Origin of the sequence: Sinorhizobium americanum, from assembly GCF_001651855.1 — a bacterium.
Classification (GTDB): Bacteria; Pseudomonadota; Alphaproteobacteria; order Rhizobiales; family Rhizobiaceae; genus Sinorhizobium; species Sinorhizobium americanum.
The window spans coordinates 57,775-77,638 of record NZ_LNQC01000068.1; the positions used below are offsets into that span (position 1 = coordinate 57,775).

The following is a 19,864-nucleotide window of genomic DNA, read 5'->3' on the forward strand; positions in this document are numbered from 1 at the left end:
CGCAATGTGACTAGTCCAATTTGCGGGCTGGCTGGCGGCCACATCAACGCGAGGCCGCCATCACGGCTCATTCAAACACGAAGGACGCCGAAGCCGACTTCTCGACCGCCTCCCAATGCAGGTCGCATCCTACCCCTGGCTGGTCGGTCATCTGGAAATTACCGTTCTTGATCGTCGGGAAGTCCCGCAAAAGGCTACGCACCGGATCGGTGCCAGTGTGTTCGGGAATATATTCAACGCCCATGATCGTCGGATGCGCGCATGCGATATGCACATGAAGATAGGGAAAGACGTGCGGCAGCGCCTGGCGGCCGTGCGCCGAAGCGAGAGCCAGCGCATTCATTGCCGCCGTAATGCCTCCGCTGGCGGTGGCGTCCACCCGCAGAATGTCGACGTTCTGAACCAGGTCCGCATATCCATAGGGGTCGAGGATGTCCTCACCGACGGCGATCTGAGTCCTCAATTTCGATCTCAGCTCCCCGACAAGGCGACCGGCAGGCTGTGATGCCAGTCGACGAAAGTCCGACCATGACCCAGCATGTGCTTTATCGCCGGCAACATGCCGGCGGCCCTCAAACCAGCCCTAGCCGGCCATGGTCCATATGAAAGGAGACCGCGATGATCGCAGTTACGCCGGCTCAAGCATATAAGCCATATCATAGACGGCGACATCATCCGTCTTGGGGCTCCAGCCAAAGGCCTGGAGGATGTCCAGGACGCCTGGTTTTGCAGCTTCCAGTTCCCTGCGCCCGATGCCATCGACAAGAAGCACTGCATCAAAGAGCCCATCGCTTGTCGTGCCACGCAACTCCGTCTCGCGGGTCTTTGCGCTCGTGATTTCCGGCCTGGCGCTTCCGATGTCAACGCTCGAAACGCCGTCCAGGGCCATGATCTGCTCCGTGATCGCTGCGCTGTCTACGACCAGCTTCGCCTCACTGGCCCCGTGGAAGGAGAGCCGGATGGTGATCATCGCTCCACCGACGCCCCTTCCGGTGGTCGAGACCACCGCGCAGCCCGACCGGATGAAATTGTAGAAGGCGGGCTGCAAGCGATTCGTCCACGGAGTGGGATTATTCAGCCGCTGCAAATAGGCCGCCGAACAGAAGACCTCCAGTTGCTTGCCCTCATACAACGTCAGGTAACGATGCCTGGCGAGAGCCCAGTCGACACCTCGGCGCCCCCGCAGGAAGCCTGGCACCCCGAGGCGCTCTGGCATATGTTCGCGTGTGTGCCACCGGTGATATTCCGGCTCGTCAGCTTCCCGAATGTCGTGCCAGACGACCATAAATCCTTGTCCAATAAGGGCCACGCTCACCTCGCCGTCAGATTTCTGTTCATATACACGAACACGACCTCATACATGAATAGGAGGTAAATTATCGCGCCAAAGCTGTCAACGTGATTTGCTCAAGGCTGAAGTCGGCAACCGGTGAGTCCCGTCGTTTCTCGGACTTAGGGCAGCGACTTGAGAAGCCGCATCTGTCTCCGCACATCGTCGACGGCCTTCTGGAGAGAAGCAACGCATTGGTCGCGCTTTTCGTCAGTGTAGCGCGACACTGGAATGGCGCTATTTATCGACCCTAATGGGAATCCGGCTTGGGTCAGGATGGGAACAGCGATGCCGTTGATCCCTGGTGTGAATTCCTCATAGACGAAAGCAATTCCGGTGCGCCGGACTTCCCGCAACTCCTCTTGCAGACGGGGCACCGACGTGACTGTGGCTGCCGTAAATTTTTCGAAGGTTACCCGACCGCAATATTCATCGATCATCTCATCGGGCAGATTGGCGAGAATCGCTTTTCCTCCGGAGGTGGCATAAAGCGGCGCCTCGTCTCGCGGCCTCATTGTACAGGTCAGCCGGTGCGCTCCGATGACAGTCGCGGCGACTTCTGACTTGTCGCCCTTCATCACGTTGAGCGCGCTCGTTTCGCCGGTTTCCTTGGTGAGCCACTCCAGTACAGGCCCCGCCAGCGCCATCAATTCATTGCCTTCATTGATGCGCTTAGCCAATTTGGCGACTGAAGGCCCGAGCTGATAGCCCTTTGAAGCGGAGTTATAGCTCAAATAACCGCGTCTCACGAGGGTCTTCAGCAACTGCGTCAGGCTGCTTTTGGGAATCCTAAGATCCTCGGCGATTTCGGCATGCATCTTCTCCGAATCCCACCGACTCAGAAACTCGAATAGATCCAAGACGCGCGTGGCCGATTTTACCACCCCGCTCTCGGGTTGCGGCGCGATCGGCCCGACGTAATCCTCGCTTGGGTCTTGACCTGACATATTCCGTTCCCAAACCTCGGGCGACGCCGATAGGCCGACGCGCCAGTTCAATAAATGCAAACGCACTATCACACATTGCAATCGTCATAAAAGCATGACAGCAGACCCTATTGCTAGTTTACATATTGAACGCGTTCACATATAGAACCGTCAATGCTGTTAATGGCGAGGTTTTTCTATGTCAACGGAACAGAGCGAGCGGCTGGAGATTCGCGGTCTCCTGGAAAATTGGGTTGTTTGGCGTGATGCCGCATTGTGGGAGAAGTTTCGCGACGTCTGGCACGCCGACGGGAGAATGATGGCGACCTGGTTCCAGGGCAGCGCCGACGAATTCATCGCTGTGAGCCGCTCCGGGTTTGAGCGAGGCGTGCGCATCCTCCACTTCCTGGGCGGGTCCTCCATCGAGATCAATGGCACCCGCGCGGTCGCGCAAACGAAGATGACCATCAGCCAGCGCGCGCCCGTCGAGGGCGTGGAATGCGACGTCGTCTGCACAGGTCGCTTCTACGACTTCCTAGAGAAGAGACAGGGAAAGTGGGGCATCGTGCTGCGCCAGCCGATCTACGAGAAGGATCGTATCGATCCGGTCGACCCCCAACTCGCCCCCAAGCTCGATCACTCGGTCCTGGAAGGCTTCCCTATCGGTTACAGACATCTGGCCTATCTGCAAGCCGGGATCGGATATGATGTCAAGAAGGATATGCCCGGACTAGTCGGAGAGGCCGTGGAGAAACTCTACGCACGCGGTGAGAACTGGCTGGCCGGAGGCGCCGCCGACTAAGGGTTTGCGGAGAAGTTTGCGATGAGAGATCTCAACGAGACGACTATAACCGCGGAAGCTTTGGCGAGGGTTCAAGGCGCCGGGGATCCGCGGACAAAGGCGGTCAGCGAGGCGCTAATCCGCCATCTGCACGATTTTATTCGGGAGATCGAACCTAGCCAGGAGGAATGGGAAGCCGGCATCCGCTTCCTCACCCGGGTTGGTCAGATGTGTACCGACAAGCGGCAGGAGTTCATTCTTCTGTCCGACGCTCTTGGCGCCTCGATGCTGGTTGACGCGATCAACCATCGGCTGCCCGAGGGAGCGACCGAAACGACAGTCTTTGGCCCGTTCTTCGTGGAAGGTCGAGAGGACTTCCCCCTCGGTGCCAACATCTCTGAGGGCGTCAACGGAACGCCGATGCTCGTCACCGGCAGCGCCGCCAGCACGGACGGGAAGGCACTTTCCTTAGCCGGGATCGACGTCTGGCATTCCGATGACGAAGGCTTCTACGACGTTCAGCAAGGCGACGATCTCGCCATGAGGGGCCATTTGCTGGCGGATGCGGAGGGTAAGTTCAATTTCTGGTCAGTCCGGCCGAAATACTACCCGATCCCCGACGACGGCCCGGTCGGGGACATGCTCAAGGCACAAGGACGACACCCCTATCGTCCGGAGCATGTCCACTTCATGATTTCGGCACCCGGCCACGAAACCCTCGTCACGCATCTTTTCTCGCGGGGCGACCCCTATCTCGACAGTGACGTCGTGTTCGGCGTGAAAAACTCCCTGGTCACAGACTTCGTGGAACATGGCCCCGGCGTCGCGGCGGACGGTCGGATCATGAATCAGCCTTATGTTCACCTGCATTATGACTTCGTTCTAAAACCGAAATCCTGACGCGACTGCATCTCCGTTCATATTGAGGACACGCCACGAGACATGAAGCTTTCGCTTGCTCACCTTACTGTGCTCGATGCCTCGCCGCTTGAACTGATCGATGCGGCGGCGGCGGGCGGCTTCGACGCAGCCGGTCTTCGCATCATACCGCCCATGGCCACGGACAAGATCGCCGAGGTGATTGGCAACGAGCCGCTGATCAGGCAGATCATCGCGCGCATGGGAGCCACCGGGATTTCGATATGGGACATCGAGGCGGTCTGGCTGACCCCCGACGCCGACATCGTCAGTCTGATCCCTGCGCTGGCGCTCGGCGAACGCCTCGGCGCCAAACATCTGCTCGTCGTCGGGCATGATCCCGATTTCTCGCGCCTGACGGAAAATTTCGCCACTCTTTGCGAAGCATGCGCCAGATTCGGTCTCGAAGTCGCGCTCGAAATTATGTCCTATGTCGAGCTGCGGTCCCTGCGGCAGGCGACACGACTTCTCGAAACGGCGCGACAGGACAATGCCCATCTCCTCATCGACACGTTGCATTTCTTCAGGTCGGGCGCACGGCTATCGGATTTGCAGGATGTAGATCCATCCTTGATCAAATACATACATCTGAGCGACGCGCCGCTGTCGTCACCTCCCCGCGACTCGCTGCGCGCGGAAGGGCGCGGTGGACGGAGCTACCCCGGAGAAGGTGAGTTCCCGCTTGTCGAACTACTCAACGCCCTCCCCGCAACTATTCCGATCGCCGTGGAAGCCCCGAACCAAAAGCTTGCGCAACTGACCGTCCGGGAGCGGTCTCAGCTGGCCGCAGACGCAACGCGGCGTCTCATCGCGAAGGCCGCCGCCGCTCGTCAAGGCTGACCTTCCGGCGTTCAGAATAGATCCGAACCGAGTCCAGCTTCCGGAAGGTCGCCCGTCCATGGCGGTCCGACATTCGCGACGCTGCGCGGGCGCCCGACGGCGGTTGTGGCCTCTTCCTACTTGATGAAATCCTTGCGGACCTTACAGACATAGGTTGTCTTCGGGTTCATTACTTGGGTGGCCCGGCCTTCAAGGATGGATGACAGCAAGGTATAGGCGTCAGGCTCGCTGAAGCCATACTCGTCTGCCATCCAGTAGATCAACTCGCGGCACGAGATGCGCATCGCCTCCTCGATGGTACGGCCCAGCCCTATCGTGCCGATATGCGTCTCGTCTTCGAAGCGAGGCCAGTCCATTCGCTTCGGGCGATCTTCGACTTCGACGGAAATCGTCACGCGCGCGCCAATGTCGACGGCCCCGACGCCGGACACTTCACCATCGCCCTGGCGGGCATGACAATCGCCAAGGTAGAGATAGCCGCCGTCCACATTTACCGGCAGATAGACCGTTGCGCCCGGCCCGAGCTCCTGAACGTCGATATTGCCGCCGTGATCGCCGTTGTCGATGCTGAGAATGCTACCGAAGGCTGGCGCCACGCCAATCACACCGACCATGGGCGCTGTCGGGATCTTGCGTTTCTCATCCCAGTGGATGAAGCCGTCGGAAACACGCACCGGCTTGAAGTTGCAGAATTCCGACTGCCGCTCGAAGATCCATTCCTGGAACAACCCGCTGTGTGGCATGAGGCCCGTCAGTCCGAAATCGTCCAGCTCGATCTCCTTGATTTTCACCCGAAGCATCTGGCCGGCCTTCGCGCCCTTGACCTCGATCGGTCCGGTCATCGGATTGAAATAGGGATATTTAAAATCTTTATTCGTCAACTTGACGTCGAAGGAGGAGACGACACTGCCATTGTAGGCGATATCGCACTCGACGTTCACGTCCTCCCCCGGCTCGATCTGAGCGACAAAGTCGTCGCTCGCGGTCATGAGGTACTTCAAGTTTGCCTTCTTGATCGTCTTGGATGCCATTTATCTCTCCTATGGGATTGAGGGTCGGAAGGCTTTTTGGACGGCCCGCTTCGTTAGCTGGACCGCACACGGTAATTCGTTGCCGGAGCGAAGGCTGAAAGGCTCGTCGCGCTCCATATGGTCCTGCGGGTCCGGACGGTTGTCCATCATGGAAAGAGCTGGCTTTGGGACCATGCCGCACGGGAAGAAGTGCGCTCGAAAAGGAGACGCTCGTGCAGCCGGGACGGTTGGTTAATCCAGAATTCCGTGTGCAGCGGGATAATCCGGTATCCGCCCCAATGGGAAGGACGAGGCAGGTCCCGCGATGCATATCGGGATTCCAGCTCCGACATCGCGTTGATCAGGGTAGCACGATCTTGAAGGGAGCTCGATTGCTTGCTCGCCCATGCCGCAAGCTTGGATGCCTGCGGTATGGACGCGAAATAGCTGTCGGCCCGGGCTTCCTCAACCCGTTCGACGGGACCCCGCAAGCGAACCTGTCGGCGCAAAGACTTCCAGTAGAACACGGCTGCGGCCTTGGGCGTCAAGGCCAGGTCGGCACCCTTGGCGCTGTCCAGATGGCTGAAAAAGACAAGACCGTCTGCGCCGTAGGAGCTCAAAAGGATCATCCGCACGTGGGGCAGCCCGTGGGTACCGACCGTTGCCAGCGCCATCGCGTTAGCATCGTCCGGCTCCGTCTTCTTCGCCTCGGCGAGCCACGATCCAGAAAGAACGAACGGATCGGCACTTGATCGCAGCGCATCGAAGAAAGCACGCCAGCTGAGTCCCATCTCGGCTTCGTAGCTGTTCATGTCAGCGCCTGTTCAGCCTGATATTTACTGCGCAAGTCGACTTGCATGTCCAGTCTCTCCTCCAATGCAAGGTCTCTACGGGATAGGTTTCAAAGGCGATAATTCTGCCGCGTACCTGACGATCAGACTTAGGGAAACGGAAAGAAGAACTATCTGTACCAGCGAAAAGAAGAGCTTCGTCGGTATGGCGTCGAGGCTTCTGCGGCCAGCTATTGTTCCCAGGATTGCGATGGGCGCAAGATACGCGGTCGCGGAAAGGGTCATGGTCGGAAACTGCGCGAGACTCCAGTAAGGCACGACTTTTGCCGCATTGACGATGGCGAAGAGAATTGTCGCCGTTCCGGCGAATTTCAGTTTCTCGAGTCGCTGCGGAAGCACGTAAATCTGAAACGCTGCCGCTCCGGAGTGAGACACATAACTGGTAAGCCCTGAAACGGCGCCCCAGAAGACGCCGGCCACGATGCTGCGGGGCTTGTCGGATGCGATCGGCTGGATCCACTGCGCAAGCCAGATGTTTAGGCAGAAACAAACTCCCACGAAGCCGATCATCATGCCGATGAACGGCCCGGACAAGCTGGCGCTCGCCACCCACCCTATCGCCACCCCCACGAGAGCCGAGGGTATCAAAGTCTGAAGGTTCTCGGGGGAATAGTGGCGGCGATAGAGGTAGAGCCCCACCCAATCGCTCAGTAGGTAGATGGGAAGCAGCAAGGCAGCTGCCGAAAGCGGCGGCATGACCCAAGCTAGCAACGGCACAGCCAAAGTACCCACGCCCGGCAGACCGCCTTTCGACAGCCCCACTATGAAAGCTGCCAATGCCGCCACAATGAGGCCGGTAGCGGTGAATTGTCCGTCCATGATCTGCTACATCCTTCCGAGCGGCGAAGGTGGATCGCGCCGGTACCGAACCTTTCGTGAATCAGGGAACATTTCCCTCATACGCGTTGGAGACGAGCTGGCGCAGGCCTTCCCTCTCGAGGGGCCGTGGATTCCAGTAAGGGGTTTCCAAAGTCAGATCGACGGCCCTGTCGACGCCCTCGGCCGGCATCCCGAAGTCCTTGAGGGCCATCTTCGCCCCAAGAGACCGACCAAGATCAAACAGCGCCCGCGCCGGGTCCTGGTGGCCAACCGCCTCTCGAAGCGTCGTCAGCGCCTCCGGTGCCGCGGTTTCGTTGAAGCGCAGCGCATGCGGCAGAATAGCTACATGGGTCTCCGCATGAGAAAGTCCGAACGCACCGCCCAGGACATGACAGATCTTGTGGTGAAGGGCCATGCCGACGGAACCAAGACAAACGCCGCACAGCCAGGCGCCGTAAAGCGCCGCCGAACGCCCATTCCTGCTCGATGGATCTTGTGCAATTGCCGGCAAGGCGCGGAAAAGGGATCGGATTCCGGCTTCGGCGATTATCGAAATGATAGGATTCCGGTCCCTTGCATAAAGCGCCTCGACGGCGTGCGCGATGGCATTGATGCCGCTCGACACGGAAAGCGAAACCGGGAGCGTGACCGTCAGGTCGACGTCGTAAATAACCACCTCGGGCAGCACCTTAGGGCTAGACTGGGTGATCTTCCGGCCGTCCGTCGTCTCCCCCAAGATTGGCGTCATTTCCGACCCTGCATAGGTCGTGGGAATGACTATCTGCGGCAGGTCGGTTCTGAGCGCGATGGCTTTTCCCAGTCCAGTTGTCGATCCGCCGCCGAGCGCAATCAGACCGTCTACTTTTCTCTCTGACACGATTTCGAGCGCACGCTCTGTCACCGAAACGGGGGTATGCATCGTTGCGCCGGCAAATATCCCGGCCGATTTGCTGCCTATCAGCGCCGCGAGCGAACTCACCTGCTCTTCCTGGTGGGGCGTGGACAGGATCAGAACAGACTGAAGCCCAAGACGCTCCACCTCCTGGGGAAGTTGATGCAAGGTTCCCGTACCGAACAGAACGCGGCCAGGCTGTGAATTGTAGACGAAGTTCTGCATCACGAATGGCCTCAGGGAACTCCGGGCAAGACCTGTTCATACCAGAGCAGTTCAGCGGGATCTCGGCCGAGATACGAGCACAAGGCGGCCACGACTACATCGTGGTCTTCGCGATCAGGCAAGCCTGATATGGCGACTACCCCGACCAGACCCGCATTCTCGACCCTAATCGGAAAACCGCCGCCGGCGAGGACGTAGTCCGAAACATCCAATCCCTCCGAGAGCCTGAACAGGCGATCTTCGGTTGCCCGCTCCAACATCAGGCTGTAGCTGCTTCGCAGATACCGCTTTACCACGTTGATCTTCCGCCTGGCCCATTCCCGGTTCGAAAAGTCGGAGCCAGGCAAGGCGGCATAGAAGAGCGGGCGGTTGAGGGATTGGATGTCGATCACGATCGGCAGACCCTCCGCAAGCGCCTTCATCCGAAGCGCGGAACCAATCTCAAAGGCGACATGCTCGTCGAAACGATCCAGCACGAGCGCGGATTCCTGCTGGCGTATCCGGGCGATTTGCGAGTTGCTTGTCATTTGGCTCGATCGAACTCCATCAAGAAGCCTAAGCCTCCCCGCAGACGCAGATTCCCGCCGCACAGGCGAATCCGGATGCGCGGCAGCGCCAGGGCGTCTTCAGGCTGCCTGGACGGGCTGCAGGATCTGGTTAGACGCGAAGCGGACTAGAGCACCGTCCTTGTCCGTCTCTGCCCAGATTTTCTGCCATTCCTCGTCCTTCAGGAAAGCTGTCCACTTCTGCTCGCGCTCCGCAAGGCTTTCCCACTCGAGCATGTAGATAAACTGGTCGTTCGCTTCTCCGATGGCCACGGTCCAGCTCCCGACCACCTTGATTCCCAGACGCTGATAGATCGGCGTGTTATGTTTTATAAAGCGCTGCGCAACCAACCCGACCTTCTTGGGTGCTGCATGGTATACTCTCAGTTCATGGATCATCCTAAACTCCTGGTCCAACAACAGAAGCGCGCTCAACGGCCCATGGGGGGCGTTCAGCCGCATGAATTCTTAGGCGCCGATGAGAGCATTCTCTCGGTTTGTGTTTCTCATCTTGCAGAGGAAGGTGAACCCTAGCCCGTATACTTTGTGACTGGATGTTCTTCATCCTTGCATCGCACTCAGACGGATGCTAGAGAATAAATTGGATGCTCGAAAGGTCCACTTTGTTGCCAAATAATAAGGCCAGTTCGCAAACCGTCCGTCTCCCGCTCGATGCGCTGGTAATCGATCGCTCGAGCCGTGAACCAATCCAACAGCAAATTTATCTGGCGTTGAGAGACCTGATCCTGAGACGCGTACTGACCGCCGGACTAAAGCTCCCTTCGTCCCGGGAACTGTCCAAATACCTAACTGTCTCGCGCAATACCGTAGTTCGCGCATATGAGCAGCTGAACAGCGAAGGATATGTCGAGACCAGGCAGGGATCCAACACCTACGTCGTTGATCTGCCGGCCGCCTCGCCGGCAGCTGCCGTGGTCGGCCAGAGAGAGGTGGTGCAGAACACGTCCCGCTTCCTGAAAACCTTTGATGATGTGCAGCGGTTCGAGTTTTCGGAAAATTACGTTTCACTCCGTCCCAGCACCCCCGATGTCTCGAGCTTTCCCTTTAAGACATGGAACCGCATTCTTGGACGGTATCTGATCCATCGAAGCCTGGATCTGTTCTATTACAACTACACTCTGGGTTACCCGCCGCTGCAGGAGGCAATAGCCAACTACCTACAGGCCTATCGCGGTGTCCGATGCGAGCCAGACCAGGTTATCGTGACCAACGGCGCCCAAGCCGGGCTCGATCTGCTTTCACGCGCCTTGCTCGACGAAGGCGACGTCGTGTGGATGGAAGAGCCCGGCTATGTCAACGCGCGGATTGTTTTCCAAGCCGCAGGGGCCCGGCTAAAGCCCCTCAATGTAGCCTCGACGGGTTGGGATCTCAGTAATCCGCCCGAAGAAATCGCAGCCATTTATACAACGCCCTCATGTCAGCATCCCCTTGGCTTGACTATGCTGATGGAGCAGAGGCTGCGATTGCTCGAGATCGCCGACCGCAAGGCCGCCTGGATCATCGAGGATGACTTCGATAGCGAGTATCGATCAACGGGACGATCGATCCCCGCGATGCAGGGTCACGACGATTATGGCCGAACGATCTATGTCGGCACCTTTGCCAAGACGCTGTTTCCTGCGATCCGAATTGGATTCCTGGTGCTTCCGCGGTCGCTTTGTCAAAGCGTAAAGCGAGCAGCCCAATTTTGCGGGCACCAGGTCAGTCTGCCGCTTCAAGCGACGCTCACGGATTTCATTCTCGAAGGGCATTTCGCGCGGCATTTGCGCCGAATGCGCCGGCTCTATGCGCAACGCCGGGAACATTTTCTGAGGATCAGCCGCGAACTCCTCGGGAAATGGCTGGAGCCCTATGAAGCAGACGTCGGAATACAGATTGCGTTCCGTTTTCTGCGCGATGTCGATGACGCCGCGATTGCCCGCAAGGCGAATGAGGCTAACCTCAATGTCATTCCGCTCTCCCGATACTCGCAAAGCGACAAGCCGCTGCGTGGATTTCTGCTCGGATATGTGGCGCTCGATGAACGCCGGATGCAGTCCTACCTCTCGCAGCTCGCGGATATAGTGTCACATTCCCTCGACCCGTCCCCGGAGCGTCAGGAGACAGAGACCGCCGTGATCGCGGATCAATCGTAACGCGCGATTGCAAGGTCGCGGGCGTCAATCTCGGGCGTCCGCCCCGAAACGAGGTTGCCGATGATCCGTGCAGATCCTGAGCTCATCGTCCAGGCCAGGGTGCCGTGACCAGTGTTCAGATAAAGCCCCCTGATCCTCGTCTTGCCGATCACCGGCGTCCCGTCGGGCGTCATGGGTCTAAGACCCGACCAGAAGGCTCCCCTGCTGGCATCGCCGCCGGGGGAAGAGATCCATGACCGAATGTTCCAACGTGCGCCGTGCGTCGGCGGGTACCGCAGAGGTCATTGGTGTAGCCGGAAATCTCACCCATATCGCCAACGCGGATACAGTTGCCCAAACGCGTGATGGCGATCTTGTAGGTTTCGTCCATGACCGTGGATTCCGGGGCCCGCGTTGGTCTGTAATCGGAATCGTGAGCGAATAACCCTTCACCGGATAGACGGGCAGGCGAATACCGAACGGTCGCAAGAGCAGCGGCGTGTAGCTGCCGAGAGCCACAATTACGGCATCGCACGCAAGCGTCCCGTGGGAGGTGACGACACCGTTTACTTGGCCGACCTCTACATCGAGCGTCTTCACAGTAGTATCGTAGCGGAAGTCTACTCCCATCCGGACTGCAGCTGTTTCGACTTCGGCGGTGTTCGCCTGGGCGAGAGATCGCGCCTATTTCGCGGTTTTTTCGCTCTTGTCCGTCAGCATCCGGACCATCTCGGCGACCGCGACTTCATATCCGCGGGCTCCCAGCCCGGCAATAACGACGGTCGCGACCTTCGAAACCAGCGAGTGATGGTAGATCGGCTCCCGCCGATGGATGTTCGAGATATGAACCTCGAAAATCGGACCGGGAAACATCTTCAAGGCATCATAAAGGGATACCGCCTGAAAGCTCAGGCCGGCGGGGTTGATCACGATCCCGGCGGCCTCATCGATCGCCTCATGCACCCAGTTGATTAGGGCTTCTTCTCCATTGGTCTGAAGGAAGCGAACCGGCAACTCGCCGGCCACGTCGCGGCAGGTTTGTTCAACTTGGGCGAGCGTGGTGGTCCCGTATATTTCAGGCTCACGCTTTCCCAAGCGATTCAGGTTCGGGCCATTCAAAACAAAGATAGGCTTCATTCGACTCATCTTTCGTTAGGGAGTTCAAGGGGGCAAAAAGGCGAGGTTAACCCATTATTTAAGAACATTTTGAACCTATTTAAGTAATAAGTGACTTCTCCACTTTACATATATAGGTTATCTTAGAATTTACGACCTGCGTGGCGCGAGCCTCTGAAACCGACGACAGCAACATGTAGGCATCCTGCTCGGTGAAGCCGTATTCGTCGGTGAGCCAGCAGATCATCTCCTTGTAAGATGTCCGCATGGCGTCTTCCATGGCGCGAGCCAGTCCAATCGTGCCAATATGCGATTCCGTCTCGAAGCGCGGGAACAGCATCCGCGACGGACGTTCTTTGACATCGACAGATATCGTGACACGTGCCCCGACTTCCGTCGGTCCCATTCCTGCGACCTCTCCGTCACCTTGGCGGGCATGACAGTCGCCGATGTAAAGGTAGGCACCGTCCGCATTGATGGAGAAATAAGCCGTCGCACCCGGGCCGATCTCCTGCACGTCAATGTTTCCGCCATGCTCGCCATTGTCAATGCTGAGGCAGCTGCCGAATGCTGGCGCGACGCCCAGGACCCCCACCATTGGCTTCACCGGGATCGTGCGCTTCTCGTCCCAATGTATCAAACCGTCAGCGATGCGCATCGGCTTGAAGCGACTCGTCTCAGACGATTGCTCCCACATCCAGTTTTGGAAAAGACCGCTGTCCGAGCGGAAGCCGGTATATCCGAGTTCGTCCAGCTCCATCGATCTAATCGTGACGCAAAGCATCTGGCCGGCTTTGGCGCCCTTCACCTCGATAGGGCCCGTCAGCGGATTGACAAACGGAAACGGCAGATCATCGAGGGACATCTTCGCATCAAGCGACGTGAGGATGCCGCTGTTGCAATTGATCTCACACTCGATGGTGACATCATTCCCGACCTCGATGTGATCGACAAAGTCGTCGGCCCTCGTCATCAGAAACTTCAGATTTTTTTTTATCGTCCTTGATCCCACCATTTTTCTCCTCGCAAGGGCAGCTTTGAATTTAGATGAGAGTAGGAATATTCCCGCCGTCGATGCGAAGTGCGGCGCCATTGATCGCGCCGGCAAGCGGACTCGACAGATACGTCACCAGCGCAGCGACTTCCTCGGGCTCGATCATGCGCTGGATGAGTGAAAGCGGCCTATGCTCTTTGAAGAATGCCTTCTCCCGCTCTTCAACGGTCATGTCGCGACCCCGCATCGCCTCCCGCACGAAGCCTTCCGTCCCCTCGGCGCGCGTCGACGAAGGAAGGACCGAGTTCACGGTGACCCGGGAGCCTCTTGTCGTCTCTGCCAGTCCTCGCGAAATTGAGAGCTGGGCCGTCTTCGTGGCGCTGTAGTGAATCAGGTCGGGGATCACCATCGCCGCGCAATCGCTGGCGATGAATATGATGCGGCCCCAGTTCCTGCCCATCATCTTCGGCAGGTAGTGCCGGGACAAACGCACACCGCTCATCACATTGACGTTGAACAGATTTTGCCAATCTTCATCGGCTATATTGGCGAATTCGGCAGTGTCGTAGATGCCCAGATTGTTGACCAGGATGTCTGCCTCAGGAGCGGCTTCGATGAGCTGCGCCGCGCCCTCTGCGGTCGTCGCGTTGCATCTCACCGCCCGAACCGGAAAGCCGATCGCGGCGACGGCCGCGTCAAGCTTGTCTTCTGAGCGTCCAGAGATGAATACGGTTGCGCCTTCCGAGGCTAGGGAGCGGGCAATGGCCAAGCCGATACCGGCCGTGGAGCCCGTTACAATCGCGGTCTTGTTACGAAGTTGAAGATCCAAACCGCCCTCCTGCCGAAAATGCCTCCAAGAGGCGTCAGTCGAAAACGTCACCCATGGCAGAAGCGATCAGATCTCCTGCGGACACGATCTGTGATGAGAGGATATTGCGTCACACCATCGCTGAAGAAGGTCCAAAGTCGAACAAATCGACGGGACCAGTTACCTTCTTGAGCGAAGCTTGCTTTTCGTGACTTGAAAGGCGACGCCTGCTAGCTACGGGACGCCCCACGGTTCGATTCGCCCAACGCTGGTCGAGCGTAACAAGGTCTATCGGTGCATCGGGCGCGGCTTTCAAGGCAGATATGGTCCGCGCCATTAGAGATCAAAAGCTGCTAGGCGGTAGTCATCTCCCACAGCATCGCCCGCGCACACATTCGGTGCTGCGACGACATCGTTGACGAAGGCCGCTTACATTCGTCATGGGAGGAGCCGCTCTTTTCCAACCATGGACTGCTGGGGCAACGTTACTGGACCCTTCGTTTCATAGAGAATTGGACCTTTCATAACGCCACTCACCGGCTATCTTCTAGCTCCAATAGAGGAGGATGGACTTGCACTTACATTGAGTGGACGCGAAATGAGGATGACGATCAGCTGCATAAAAGTCATTCTTGTTCTATGTTCAGTATGTATGCGAATTCCTACCGCATCCACCCTCTTAGTGATTTCCTTGCTCTAACCGAATAGAGGGATCTATAGTTTTAGTGCTAATATTAAATTAGGACTATACTATGTCGAACCTTATGATTTGAACATGGTCGAGCCGTCTTCTCATGTTTGACGGTTTACCAATGTGGAGACGAAGCTATGGACACATACAGGCAGGAGAATATGTCGAAGAACGTAGATCAAGAGACTAGGACACCGAACTGGTCCGCAGGGGCAGGGTATATAGACGGCAAGTTCATGCCCATCGCCGAGGCGAAGATCCCAGTGACCGACTGGGCGTATCGCCGGTCGGACGTGGTCTACGATGTCGTCAGTGTATGGGACGGGGTCTTCTTTCGGCTCGACGACCACATTGCCCGTTTCCGCAGATCGATGAACCGCTACAAGTTCAACATCAAGGAGACCGACGAGGAGATCCGCACCATTCTGCACAAGCTCATGGCGCTGTCGGGGCTGCGGAACGCCTATGTCGCAATGGACTGCCTGCGGGGACAGGCCGCCCCTGGTGTGCGCAGCCCGGTGAAGGCAAGAAATTACCTCTCGTGCCACGCGGTTCCGTTCTCGACCTTGGTGCCACAGGACAAGATCGAGCGCGGCATCCACATGATGGTGTCTTCGATCCCGCGCATACCGCATGCTTGTGTGGACGCGACGGCGAAGAACTTCCACTGGGGCGACCTGAACCTCTCCATGTTCGAAGCGGACGAGAAGGGCGCCGACTATCCGGTTCTCCTAGATCTGGAGGGCAACGTGACCGAGGGTCCCGGCTTCAACGTCTTCACCGTGACAAACGGCGTGGTCGCCACGCCGGACTACAACATGCTCGAAGGCGTGAGCCGCGCATCGGCAATGGACATATGCGCCGAGCTCAACATTCCGTTCGAGGTTCGCAAGGTCTCGGTCGCCGAGCTGCGCGATGCAGATGAGATCTTCGTCTCGTCGACGGCGGGCGGCGTGATCGGCGTGAGCCGAATCGACGGTCGCATACTCAATAATGACCGGCCTGGCCCGATCAGTGAAAAGATCCGTGAAACCTATTGGCAAAAGCGTCTCGCCGGCTGGCATGGTGAGCCTGTCAACTACGAGCTGGAATAGCCCCACATGACGTCCGTCAGGCTTGGTTCCCTCAGTGAGGCGGGCCTGCTGGGACCTGCCGGCTGACTCCACATCGCGATTGCAGGAAGGCCTCCTCGCCTTGCCGAGAGCGGCGGTCCTCATTCGCGATCTTCCCAAATTCCGAGCCGCCGACGCAATACGGCTAGCTGCCGCCCTGGCTGAGGTAGCGCCACCTCCTTGAGACCGAGGCGGGGCAAGTGGCAGTACGACGTGCTGGAGCAGGAGATCTTGACTTTGTCGTGATCATAGATCGCGATCCGAGACATCCGCTTTGCGGGACTCGCGTTGTCGAAATCACTACGGAAGAGGCCGATCACGCGTTTTCAATTCCGCAAGTGATCCCGAAGAGTTCGGCTGGCCCGTGTCAAACGAACCGACGAAGCTCTGCGAATTTCAACTCAACTTAAGGTGAGGACTATGGCAGGCTTTCCTCTTGCTATTAATACAATCAGCGACGCTTGGATCACCCCGCTTGAACAATCGATCAGGCGATTGTCGAAACTCGGCTACAGCCAATTCGACGTGACGGTAACCCCGACGCATCTCGATACCGAGAACCTGACGCCACCCGATCTGCGCCGCTTGCGCCAGATCATGGCCGATGATGGCGTCCGTATCTGCTGCCTTACGCTCCAGAGCCTCGACCACAATCTCGCAAGCCCGCGCGCCGAAATCCGCGATATGACCCTGGGCTTCAAGAAAAAAATCCTGAACATCGCCGCGGATCTCGACATCCCCGGCATCGTCCTCGTCAGCGGTCGCTACAATCCGCTCAACCCACCGCCGCGTGCGCAGCTAGAGGGCTGGCTCCGAGACAGCCTGGATCGGATCATTCCGTATGCGGAACAGGTCGGGGTCAAGCTTTATCTAGAAAATATTCCGATGGGAGTGTTGCCGACGGCCCAGCTGATGATGGAGTGGATTACCGAATTCAATAGCTCGGCGCTAACCGTCTGCTATGATGTATCGAACGCCCACTTCATCAAGGAAGATCCCGCACAAGGTGTTCGCACCGTCGCGTCGAAGCTGGACCTTCTTCACGTGTCGGACACTCCGTTTGACAGCTGGAAGCACGACCCGATCGGCACCGGAACGATCGATCATGCCGCAGTCGCACAGGCGCTCAGAGAGATCGGCTACAAGGGCATGAGTTCGCTTGAGATTCTTCTTCCCAATCCCGACCCTGTGGTCGTCGCGAACCACGGGATCTTGGCCGAAATGGGATGGGAGCCCCTGCGCCCCAGGTCCTGACGTGAGTCTGCCTAAGGAGAGTCGGGGCCTCGCGGCGGCCGCCGATCTCGCCGCCTTCCGGCCAAATCAAGGCGCCGCCTTTACAGCCGTTTGCGCCCGCAGCCGTCACGATCCGACGCCAAGGGCAAGCCCCTCATCGCCATGATCACCGGCTTCGTGGATCATTAACCATCCGCGCGCGGTGCGCTCCGCAGATGCTCGACGGCGCGATAGGCGAACGTGATCGCGGGCCCCAAGGTTATCCCGGGGCCTGGATAGGTTCCGCCCATAATGGAATTGGCCATATTGCCGCATGCATAAAGCCCAGCTATCGGCACCCCCCGCTTGTCGACCACCCGCGCCCATTCGTCGGTCACCAAACCGGCCGCGGCGCCTATATCGGACGGATAGAGTTTGACGGCATAGAACGGCGGCTTCTCGATCAACCCCAGGGTGGGGTTAGGTCCTGAGGCGGCGGCATCCCCGTTGATCCGGTGATACTCCGTTTCGCCGCGCCCGAAATCCAGATCTCTGCCCGTGCGCCCGAACTCGTTCATGCGGGCAATCGTTTCTTCGAGTTGGCCAGGATCTATCGCGAGCTTGGCGCCAAGTTCAGCCAGCGAGGCGCCGGCCGTGAGATAGCCCTCGTTCAGGAACGGTCGCAGGTTCAGCGCACCTGGCCGGACCATTCCAAGACCATATTTTTTTAAGCCGATGGCATCTGTGATGATGTAACAAGGTATGGTGGGAGAGTGCCTGTGCGCCTCAATCATGGCACGAGCGAAGCGATGGTATGAGGTCGCCTCATTGACGAAGCGTCGCCCCGACTGGTTGACGCAAACGGTTCCCGGCTTGCTTCTGTCTAGGATGAAGTGCGGAAAAAGGGCGGTCGAGCCATCCTCCCGTTTGCGTCGCGACACCGGAGCCCAGAATGCACCGTCGAGATTCGAATGTCCGATCTGCGCTCCCACTGCAATGGCAAGGTCGTGGAGCGCACCGTCATGTTGCGGGGTCGTGAGGCTAAGCGCCGAGGCGGCGTCACCCAGTAGCTGCTGTCGGTGCTTAGGATGGTGATTGAACCCTCCTGCCGCCAGTATGACGGCATCGCGCGCGTGTACGGTGCGCTGATGCGTGCCGTTCAAAAGCACGAGCCCCTCGACCCTGCCCCCTGCAAGAAGCAAGCGCTCCACCGTTGTGTCCAGAACGATGGCACAATTCAATTTCTTCACACTTTGCAGAAGCCGCGCGACCAGCGCGTTGCCCATCACCAGACGCGTACCCCTCGGGCCCCGGAGCCGGTCGGCAGCGTAGCGCACGAACAGCGCGATGGAATGCCGGAGCGACTGCCATGACCTCGCAAGATTGAACAGGTGACTGATGTCCCTACGGTCGACCATCATTCCGCCGAACAGCGTGAATTCAGGCATTGGCGGCAGTAAGAGGCGCAGGTCCTTGCCCAGCCTTCTTCCATCGAAAGGAAGCGGCTCCAGAGCTCGGCCCCGAAGCACAGCACCGTTGACTTGCTGCTCATAGTCGGGATGCGTCGGATACGCCCGAAAAGCGACCTCAGTCCGGCTCTCCAGCAACTCGACTGCGTGAGGTCCGCTGGCTAGGAACTGGTCGCGAAGCTTCCGCTCGGAATGCGTGCCGACGACTCCCGAGAGAAATGCAGACGCCATTTCCAGACTGTCCTGCGCGCCAACCGACCTAGTATGCAGCGAGTTCGGAATCCAGACCGTCCCGGCCGACAGCGCCGTTGTGCCGCCGACATGTCTTGCACGTTCCACGACAAGAACGGATTTTCCCGCTAGCGCCGCAAAAACCGCTGCCGAAAGCCCGGCCCCGCCGGCACCGACGACAATGACATCGTAGCTCTCCGCGACACCGTCCAAGTTTGTAATCATTAGAACCACTCCCGCCTGAGGCAGCCGCGCAAACGACAGCCTCTCCTACGTCGACGTCGCGCACGCGCCATCACGCTCTGGAATATGCTAGTGGATCATTCCGGCCGAATGAAAAGCGCCAGTGCACCACAAGTGAAGCAGACCAATTCTCGATTTCCTCCACACCTGCGCGTCTGGGGCTTGCGGACACGTAGAACCGAATGTTGGCGACCGGACGATCATCATTCAGAAGAAGACCGGCCGAGCCGTGCATTCGAACTCACCGATCAAACGGGCTGTCACTGCATGGATAGAAGTCGCAGGCTCGGTGAAAGGCAGTATTTGTTTCCGAGCCGCGTGCACGCATGCCACATATGTCGACGCGGCAACATAGCAGAGTCGTTGAAAGGTGGGTTTCGAGGATCGGGCTTGATCCCAGGCGCTAGCGCACACTCTCGATGAGACGGATGAAGGCGGCGCAGCGCATATTACAAGAAGACGGGCAATCTACACGCCGTCCAGCTCTTGCTCGGCCACAAGAAGCTGGAGAGCAGCGTGCGGTATCTCGGGATCGAGGTCGACGACGCCCTGGCCATCTTTGAGCAGGCTGAGTTGTAGTACTCAATAGCGGCGCTTCGAATAGAAGCGCCCGCTACCAGCCACGCGGAAGGCCAAGTTCGACCGAGCCTGTGTGGAAACGTGTTGATATGATAGAGTGATTCCCGTTGAGCGGGGGTCGGGATGAAGCGTTTCAT

The 19,864-nt window shown here is 58.3% G+C and carries 21 protein-coding genes; 6 read left to right on the forward strand and 15 right to left on the reverse strand.

Annotated features, from left to right (window positions below; translation table 11 throughout):
* Positions 1-67 precede the first annotated feature (67 nt).
* The 3 genes from ATC00_RS20410 to ATC00_RS20420 all read right to left on the reverse strand — a co-directional run bounded on the left by ATC00_RS20410 (position 68) and on the right by ATC00_RS20420 (position 2,277).
* Positions 68-463 carry an enolase C-terminal domain-like protein gene (locus tag ATC00_RS20410; RefSeq protein WP_234782372.1) on the reverse strand — a complete coding sequence of 132 codons (396 nt, stop codon included), beginning with the start codon at positions 461-463 and terminating at the stop codon, positions 68-70.
* A 165-nt stretch (positions 464-628) separates the two neighbouring features.
* Positions 629-1,285: a hypothetical protein gene (locus tag ATC00_RS20415; RefSeq protein ID WP_234782373.1), complete on the reverse strand. Its 657-nt coding sequence runs from the start codon at positions 1,283-1,285 to the stop codon at positions 629-631.
* A gap of 167 nt (positions 1,286-1,452) precedes the next feature.
* The gene (locus ATC00_RS20420) at positions 1,453-2,277 is read right to left on the reverse strand and encodes an IclR family transcriptional regulator (RefSeq protein WP_064254145.1); all 825 of its coding nucleotides are present in this window, start codon (positions 2,275-2,277) and stop codon (positions 1,453-1,455) included.
* 178 nt (positions 2,278-2,455) lie between these two features.
* Between ATC00_RS20420 and ATC00_RS20425 the strand changes: the two genes are divergently transcribed.
* The 3 genes from ATC00_RS20425 to ATC00_RS20435 all read left to right on the forward strand — a co-directional run bounded on the left by ATC00_RS20425 (position 2,456) and on the right by ATC00_RS20435 (position 4,795).
* On the forward strand, positions 2,456-3,058 hold the full coding sequence (locus ATC00_RS20425; RefSeq protein WP_037380817.1) for a nuclear transport factor 2 family protein: 603 nt from the start codon (positions 2,456-2,458) through the stop codon (positions 3,056-3,058).
* A gap of 21 nt (positions 3,059-3,079) precedes the next feature.
* Entirely contained in the window at positions 3,080-3,937 is an 858-nt protein-coding gene (locus ATC00_RS20430; protein ID WP_064254146.1) for an intradiol ring-cleavage dioxygenase, read from the forward strand.
* Between the two features lie 69 nt (positions 3,938-4,006).
* The gene (locus ATC00_RS20435; RefSeq protein WP_234782374.1) at positions 4,007-4,795 is read left to right on the forward strand and encodes a sugar phosphate isomerase/epimerase family protein; all 789 of its coding nucleotides are present in this window, start codon (positions 4,007-4,009) and stop codon (positions 4,793-4,795) included.
* Between the two features lie 116 nt (positions 4,796-4,911).
* Here the strand turns inward: ATC00_RS20435 and ATC00_RS20440 are convergent, their stop codons facing one another.
* The 6 genes from ATC00_RS20440 to ATC00_RS20465 form a co-directional block, all read right to left on the reverse strand.
* Positions 4,912-5,826, reverse strand: a complete 915-nt coding sequence (locus ATC00_RS20440) for an acetamidase/formamidase family protein (protein ID WP_064254148.1) — start codon at positions 5,824-5,826, stop codon at positions 4,912-4,914.
* Positions 5,827-5,972: 146 nt separating this feature from the next.
* Entirely contained in the window at positions 5,973-6,617 is a 645-nt protein-coding gene (gene pdxH / locus ATC00_RS20445; RefSeq protein WP_412458402.1) for a pyridoxamine 5'-phosphate oxidase, read from the reverse strand.
* Between the two features lie 75 nt (positions 6,618-6,692).
* Positions 6,693-7,475 (reverse strand): sulfite exporter TauE/SafE family protein, encoded by a 783-nt coding sequence (locus tag ATC00_RS20450; RefSeq protein WP_064254149.1) that lies wholly within the window; start codon positions 7,473-7,475, stop codon positions 6,693-6,695.
* 61 nt (positions 7,476-7,536) lie between these two features.
* Positions 7,537-8,595, reverse strand: coding sequence for a maleylacetate reductase (locus ATC00_RS20455; RefSeq protein ID WP_064254150.1), 1,059 nt, complete (start codon positions 8,593-8,595; stop codon positions 7,537-7,539).
* 8 nt (positions 8,596-8,603) lie between these two features.
* Positions 8,604-9,119, reverse strand: coding sequence for a heme-degrading domain-containing protein (locus ATC00_RS20460; RefSeq protein ID WP_064254151.1), 516 nt, complete (start codon positions 9,117-9,119; stop codon positions 8,604-8,606).
* Between the two features lie 99 nt (positions 9,120-9,218).
* Entirely contained in the window at positions 9,219-9,536 is a 318-nt protein-coding gene (locus ATC00_RS20465) for an NIPSNAP family protein (RefSeq protein WP_037381050.1), read from the reverse strand.
* A 206-nt stretch (positions 9,537-9,742) separates the two neighbouring features.
* On the opposite strand from ATC00_RS20465, the gene mocR reads away from it, so the two are divergent.
* Positions 9,743-11,293 (forward strand): rhizopine catabolism transcriptional regulator MocR, encoded by a 1,551-nt coding sequence (mocR, locus tag ATC00_RS20470; RefSeq protein ID WP_162843172.1) that lies wholly within the window; start codon positions 9,743-9,745, stop codon positions 11,291-11,293.
* On the opposite strand, the gene ATC00_RS34105 is transcribed toward mocR, so the two are convergent.
* The 5 genes from ATC00_RS34105 to ATC00_RS20490 all read right to left on the reverse strand — a co-directional run bounded on the left by ATC00_RS34105 (position 11,284) and on the right by ATC00_RS20490 (position 14,211).
* Positions 11,284-11,466, reverse strand: a complete 183-nt coding sequence (locus tag ATC00_RS34105; protein ID WP_072642931.1) for an FAD-dependent oxidoreductase — start codon at positions 11,464-11,466, stop codon at positions 11,284-11,286. The two genes, mocR and ATC00_RS34105, sit on opposite strands and share 10 nt — an antisense overlap.
* A gap of 4 nt (positions 11,467-11,470) precedes the next feature.
* Positions 11,471-11,902 (reverse strand): FAD-dependent oxidoreductase, encoded by a 432-nt coding sequence (locus tag ATC00_RS32260; protein WP_412458403.1) that lies wholly within the window; start codon positions 11,900-11,902, stop codon positions 11,471-11,473.
* A gap of 54 nt (positions 11,903-11,956) precedes the next feature.
* On the reverse strand, positions 11,957-12,409 hold the full coding sequence (locus ATC00_RS20480; protein ID WP_064254152.1) for a type II 3-dehydroquinate dehydratase: 453 nt from the start codon (positions 12,407-12,409) through the stop codon (positions 11,957-11,959).
* Between the two features lie 79 nt (positions 12,410-12,488).
* Positions 12,489-13,361 (reverse strand): acetamidase/formamidase family protein, encoded by an 873-nt coding sequence (locus ATC00_RS20485; protein ID WP_234782375.1) that lies wholly within the window; start codon positions 13,359-13,361, stop codon positions 12,489-12,491.
* A gap of 70 nt (positions 13,362-13,431) precedes the next feature.
* Positions 13,432-14,211, reverse strand: coding sequence for an SDR family NAD(P)-dependent oxidoreductase (locus ATC00_RS20490; protein WP_064254154.1), 780 nt, complete (start codon positions 14,209-14,211; stop codon positions 13,432-13,434).
* 831 nt (positions 14,212-15,042) lie between these two features.
* Between ATC00_RS20490 and ATC00_RS20495 the strand changes: the two genes are divergently transcribed.
* Together ATC00_RS20495 and ATC00_RS20505 are read left to right on the forward strand one after the other, a co-directional pair.
* Positions 15,043-15,975 (forward strand): branched-chain amino acid--2-keto-4-methylthiobutyrate aminotransferase, encoded by a 933-nt coding sequence (locus ATC00_RS20495; RefSeq protein ID WP_037381055.1) that lies wholly within the window; start codon positions 15,043-15,045, stop codon positions 15,973-15,975.
* Positions 15,976-16,413: 438 nt separating this feature from the next.
* Positions 16,414-17,247, forward strand: coding sequence for a sugar phosphate isomerase/epimerase family protein (locus tag ATC00_RS20505; RefSeq protein ID WP_072597154.1), 834 nt, complete (start codon positions 16,414-16,416; stop codon positions 17,245-17,247).
* A 164-nt stretch (positions 17,248-17,411) separates the two neighbouring features.
* Here the strand turns inward: ATC00_RS20505 and ATC00_RS20510 are convergent, their stop codons facing one another.
* Entirely contained in the window at positions 17,412-19,130 is a 1,719-nt protein-coding gene (locus ATC00_RS20510) for an FAD-dependent oxidoreductase (RefSeq protein ID WP_064254155.1), read from the reverse strand.
* Between the last annotated feature and the right edge of the window lie 734 nt (positions 19,131-19,864).

Coding starts and splice junctions, on each gene's coding strand:
- ATC00_RS20420 (WP_064254145.1), bottom strand. CDS start 2,277: ATGTCAGGTCAAGACCCAAGCGAGGATTACGTCGGGCCGATCGCGCCG.
- ATC00_RS20465 (WP_037381050.1), bottom strand. CDS start 9,536: ATGATCCATGAACTGAGAGTATACCATGCAGCACCCAAGAAGGTCGGG.
- mocR (WP_162843172.1), top strand. CDS start 9,743: ATGCTCGAAAGGTCCACTTTGTTGCCAAATAATAAGGCCAGTTCGCAA.
- ATC00_RS20460 (WP_064254151.1), bottom strand. CDS start 9,119: ATGACAAGCAACTCGCAAATCGCCCGGATACGCCAGCAGGAATCCGCG.
- ATC00_RS20510 (WP_064254155.1), bottom strand. CDS start 19,130: ATGATTACAAACTTGGACGGTGTCGCGGAGAGCTACGATGTCATTGTC.
- ATC00_RS20450 (WP_064254149.1), bottom strand. CDS start 7,475: ATGGACGGACAATTCACCGCTACCGGCCTCATTGTGGCGGCATTGGCA.
- ATC00_RS20415 (WP_234782373.1), bottom strand. CDS start 1,285: ATGGTCGTCTGGCACGACATTCGGGAAGCTGACGAGCCGGAATATCAC.
- ATC00_RS20430 (WP_064254146.1), top strand. CDS start 3,080: ATGAGAGATCTCAACGAGACGACTATAACCGCGGAAGCTTTGGCGAGG.
- ATC00_RS34105 (WP_072642931.1), bottom strand. CDS start 11,466: ATGACGCCCGACGGGACGCCGGTGATCGGCAAGACGAGGATCAGGGGG.
- ATC00_RS20440 (WP_064254148.1), bottom strand. CDS start 5,826: ATGGCATCCAAGACGATCAAGAAGGCAAACTTGAAGTACCTCATGACC.
- ATC00_RS32260 (WP_412458403.1), bottom strand. CDS start 11,902: ATGGGAGTAGACTTCCGCTACGATACTACTGTGAAGACGCTCGATGTA.
- ATC00_RS20485 (WP_234782375.1), bottom strand. CDS start 13,361: ATGACGAGGGCCGACGACTTTGTCGATCACATCGAGGTCGGGAATGAT.
- pdxH (WP_412458402.1), bottom strand. CDS start 6,617: ATGAACAGCTACGAAGCCGAGATGGGACTCAGCTGGCGTGCTTTCTTC.
- ATC00_RS20480 (WP_064254152.1), bottom strand. CDS start 12,409: ATGAAGCCTATCTTTGTTTTGAATGGCCCGAACCTGAATCGCTTGGGA.
- ATC00_RS20505 (WP_072597154.1), top strand. CDS start 16,414: ATGGCAGGCTTTCCTCTTGCTATTAATACAATCAGCGACGCTTGGATC.
- ATC00_RS20495 (WP_037381055.1), top strand. CDS start 15,043: ATGTCGAAGAACGTAGATCAAGAGACTAGGACACCGAACTGGTCCGCA.
- ATC00_RS20425 (WP_037380817.1), top strand. CDS start 2,456: ATGTCAACGGAACAGAGCGAGCGGCTGGAGATTCGCGGTCTCCTGGAA.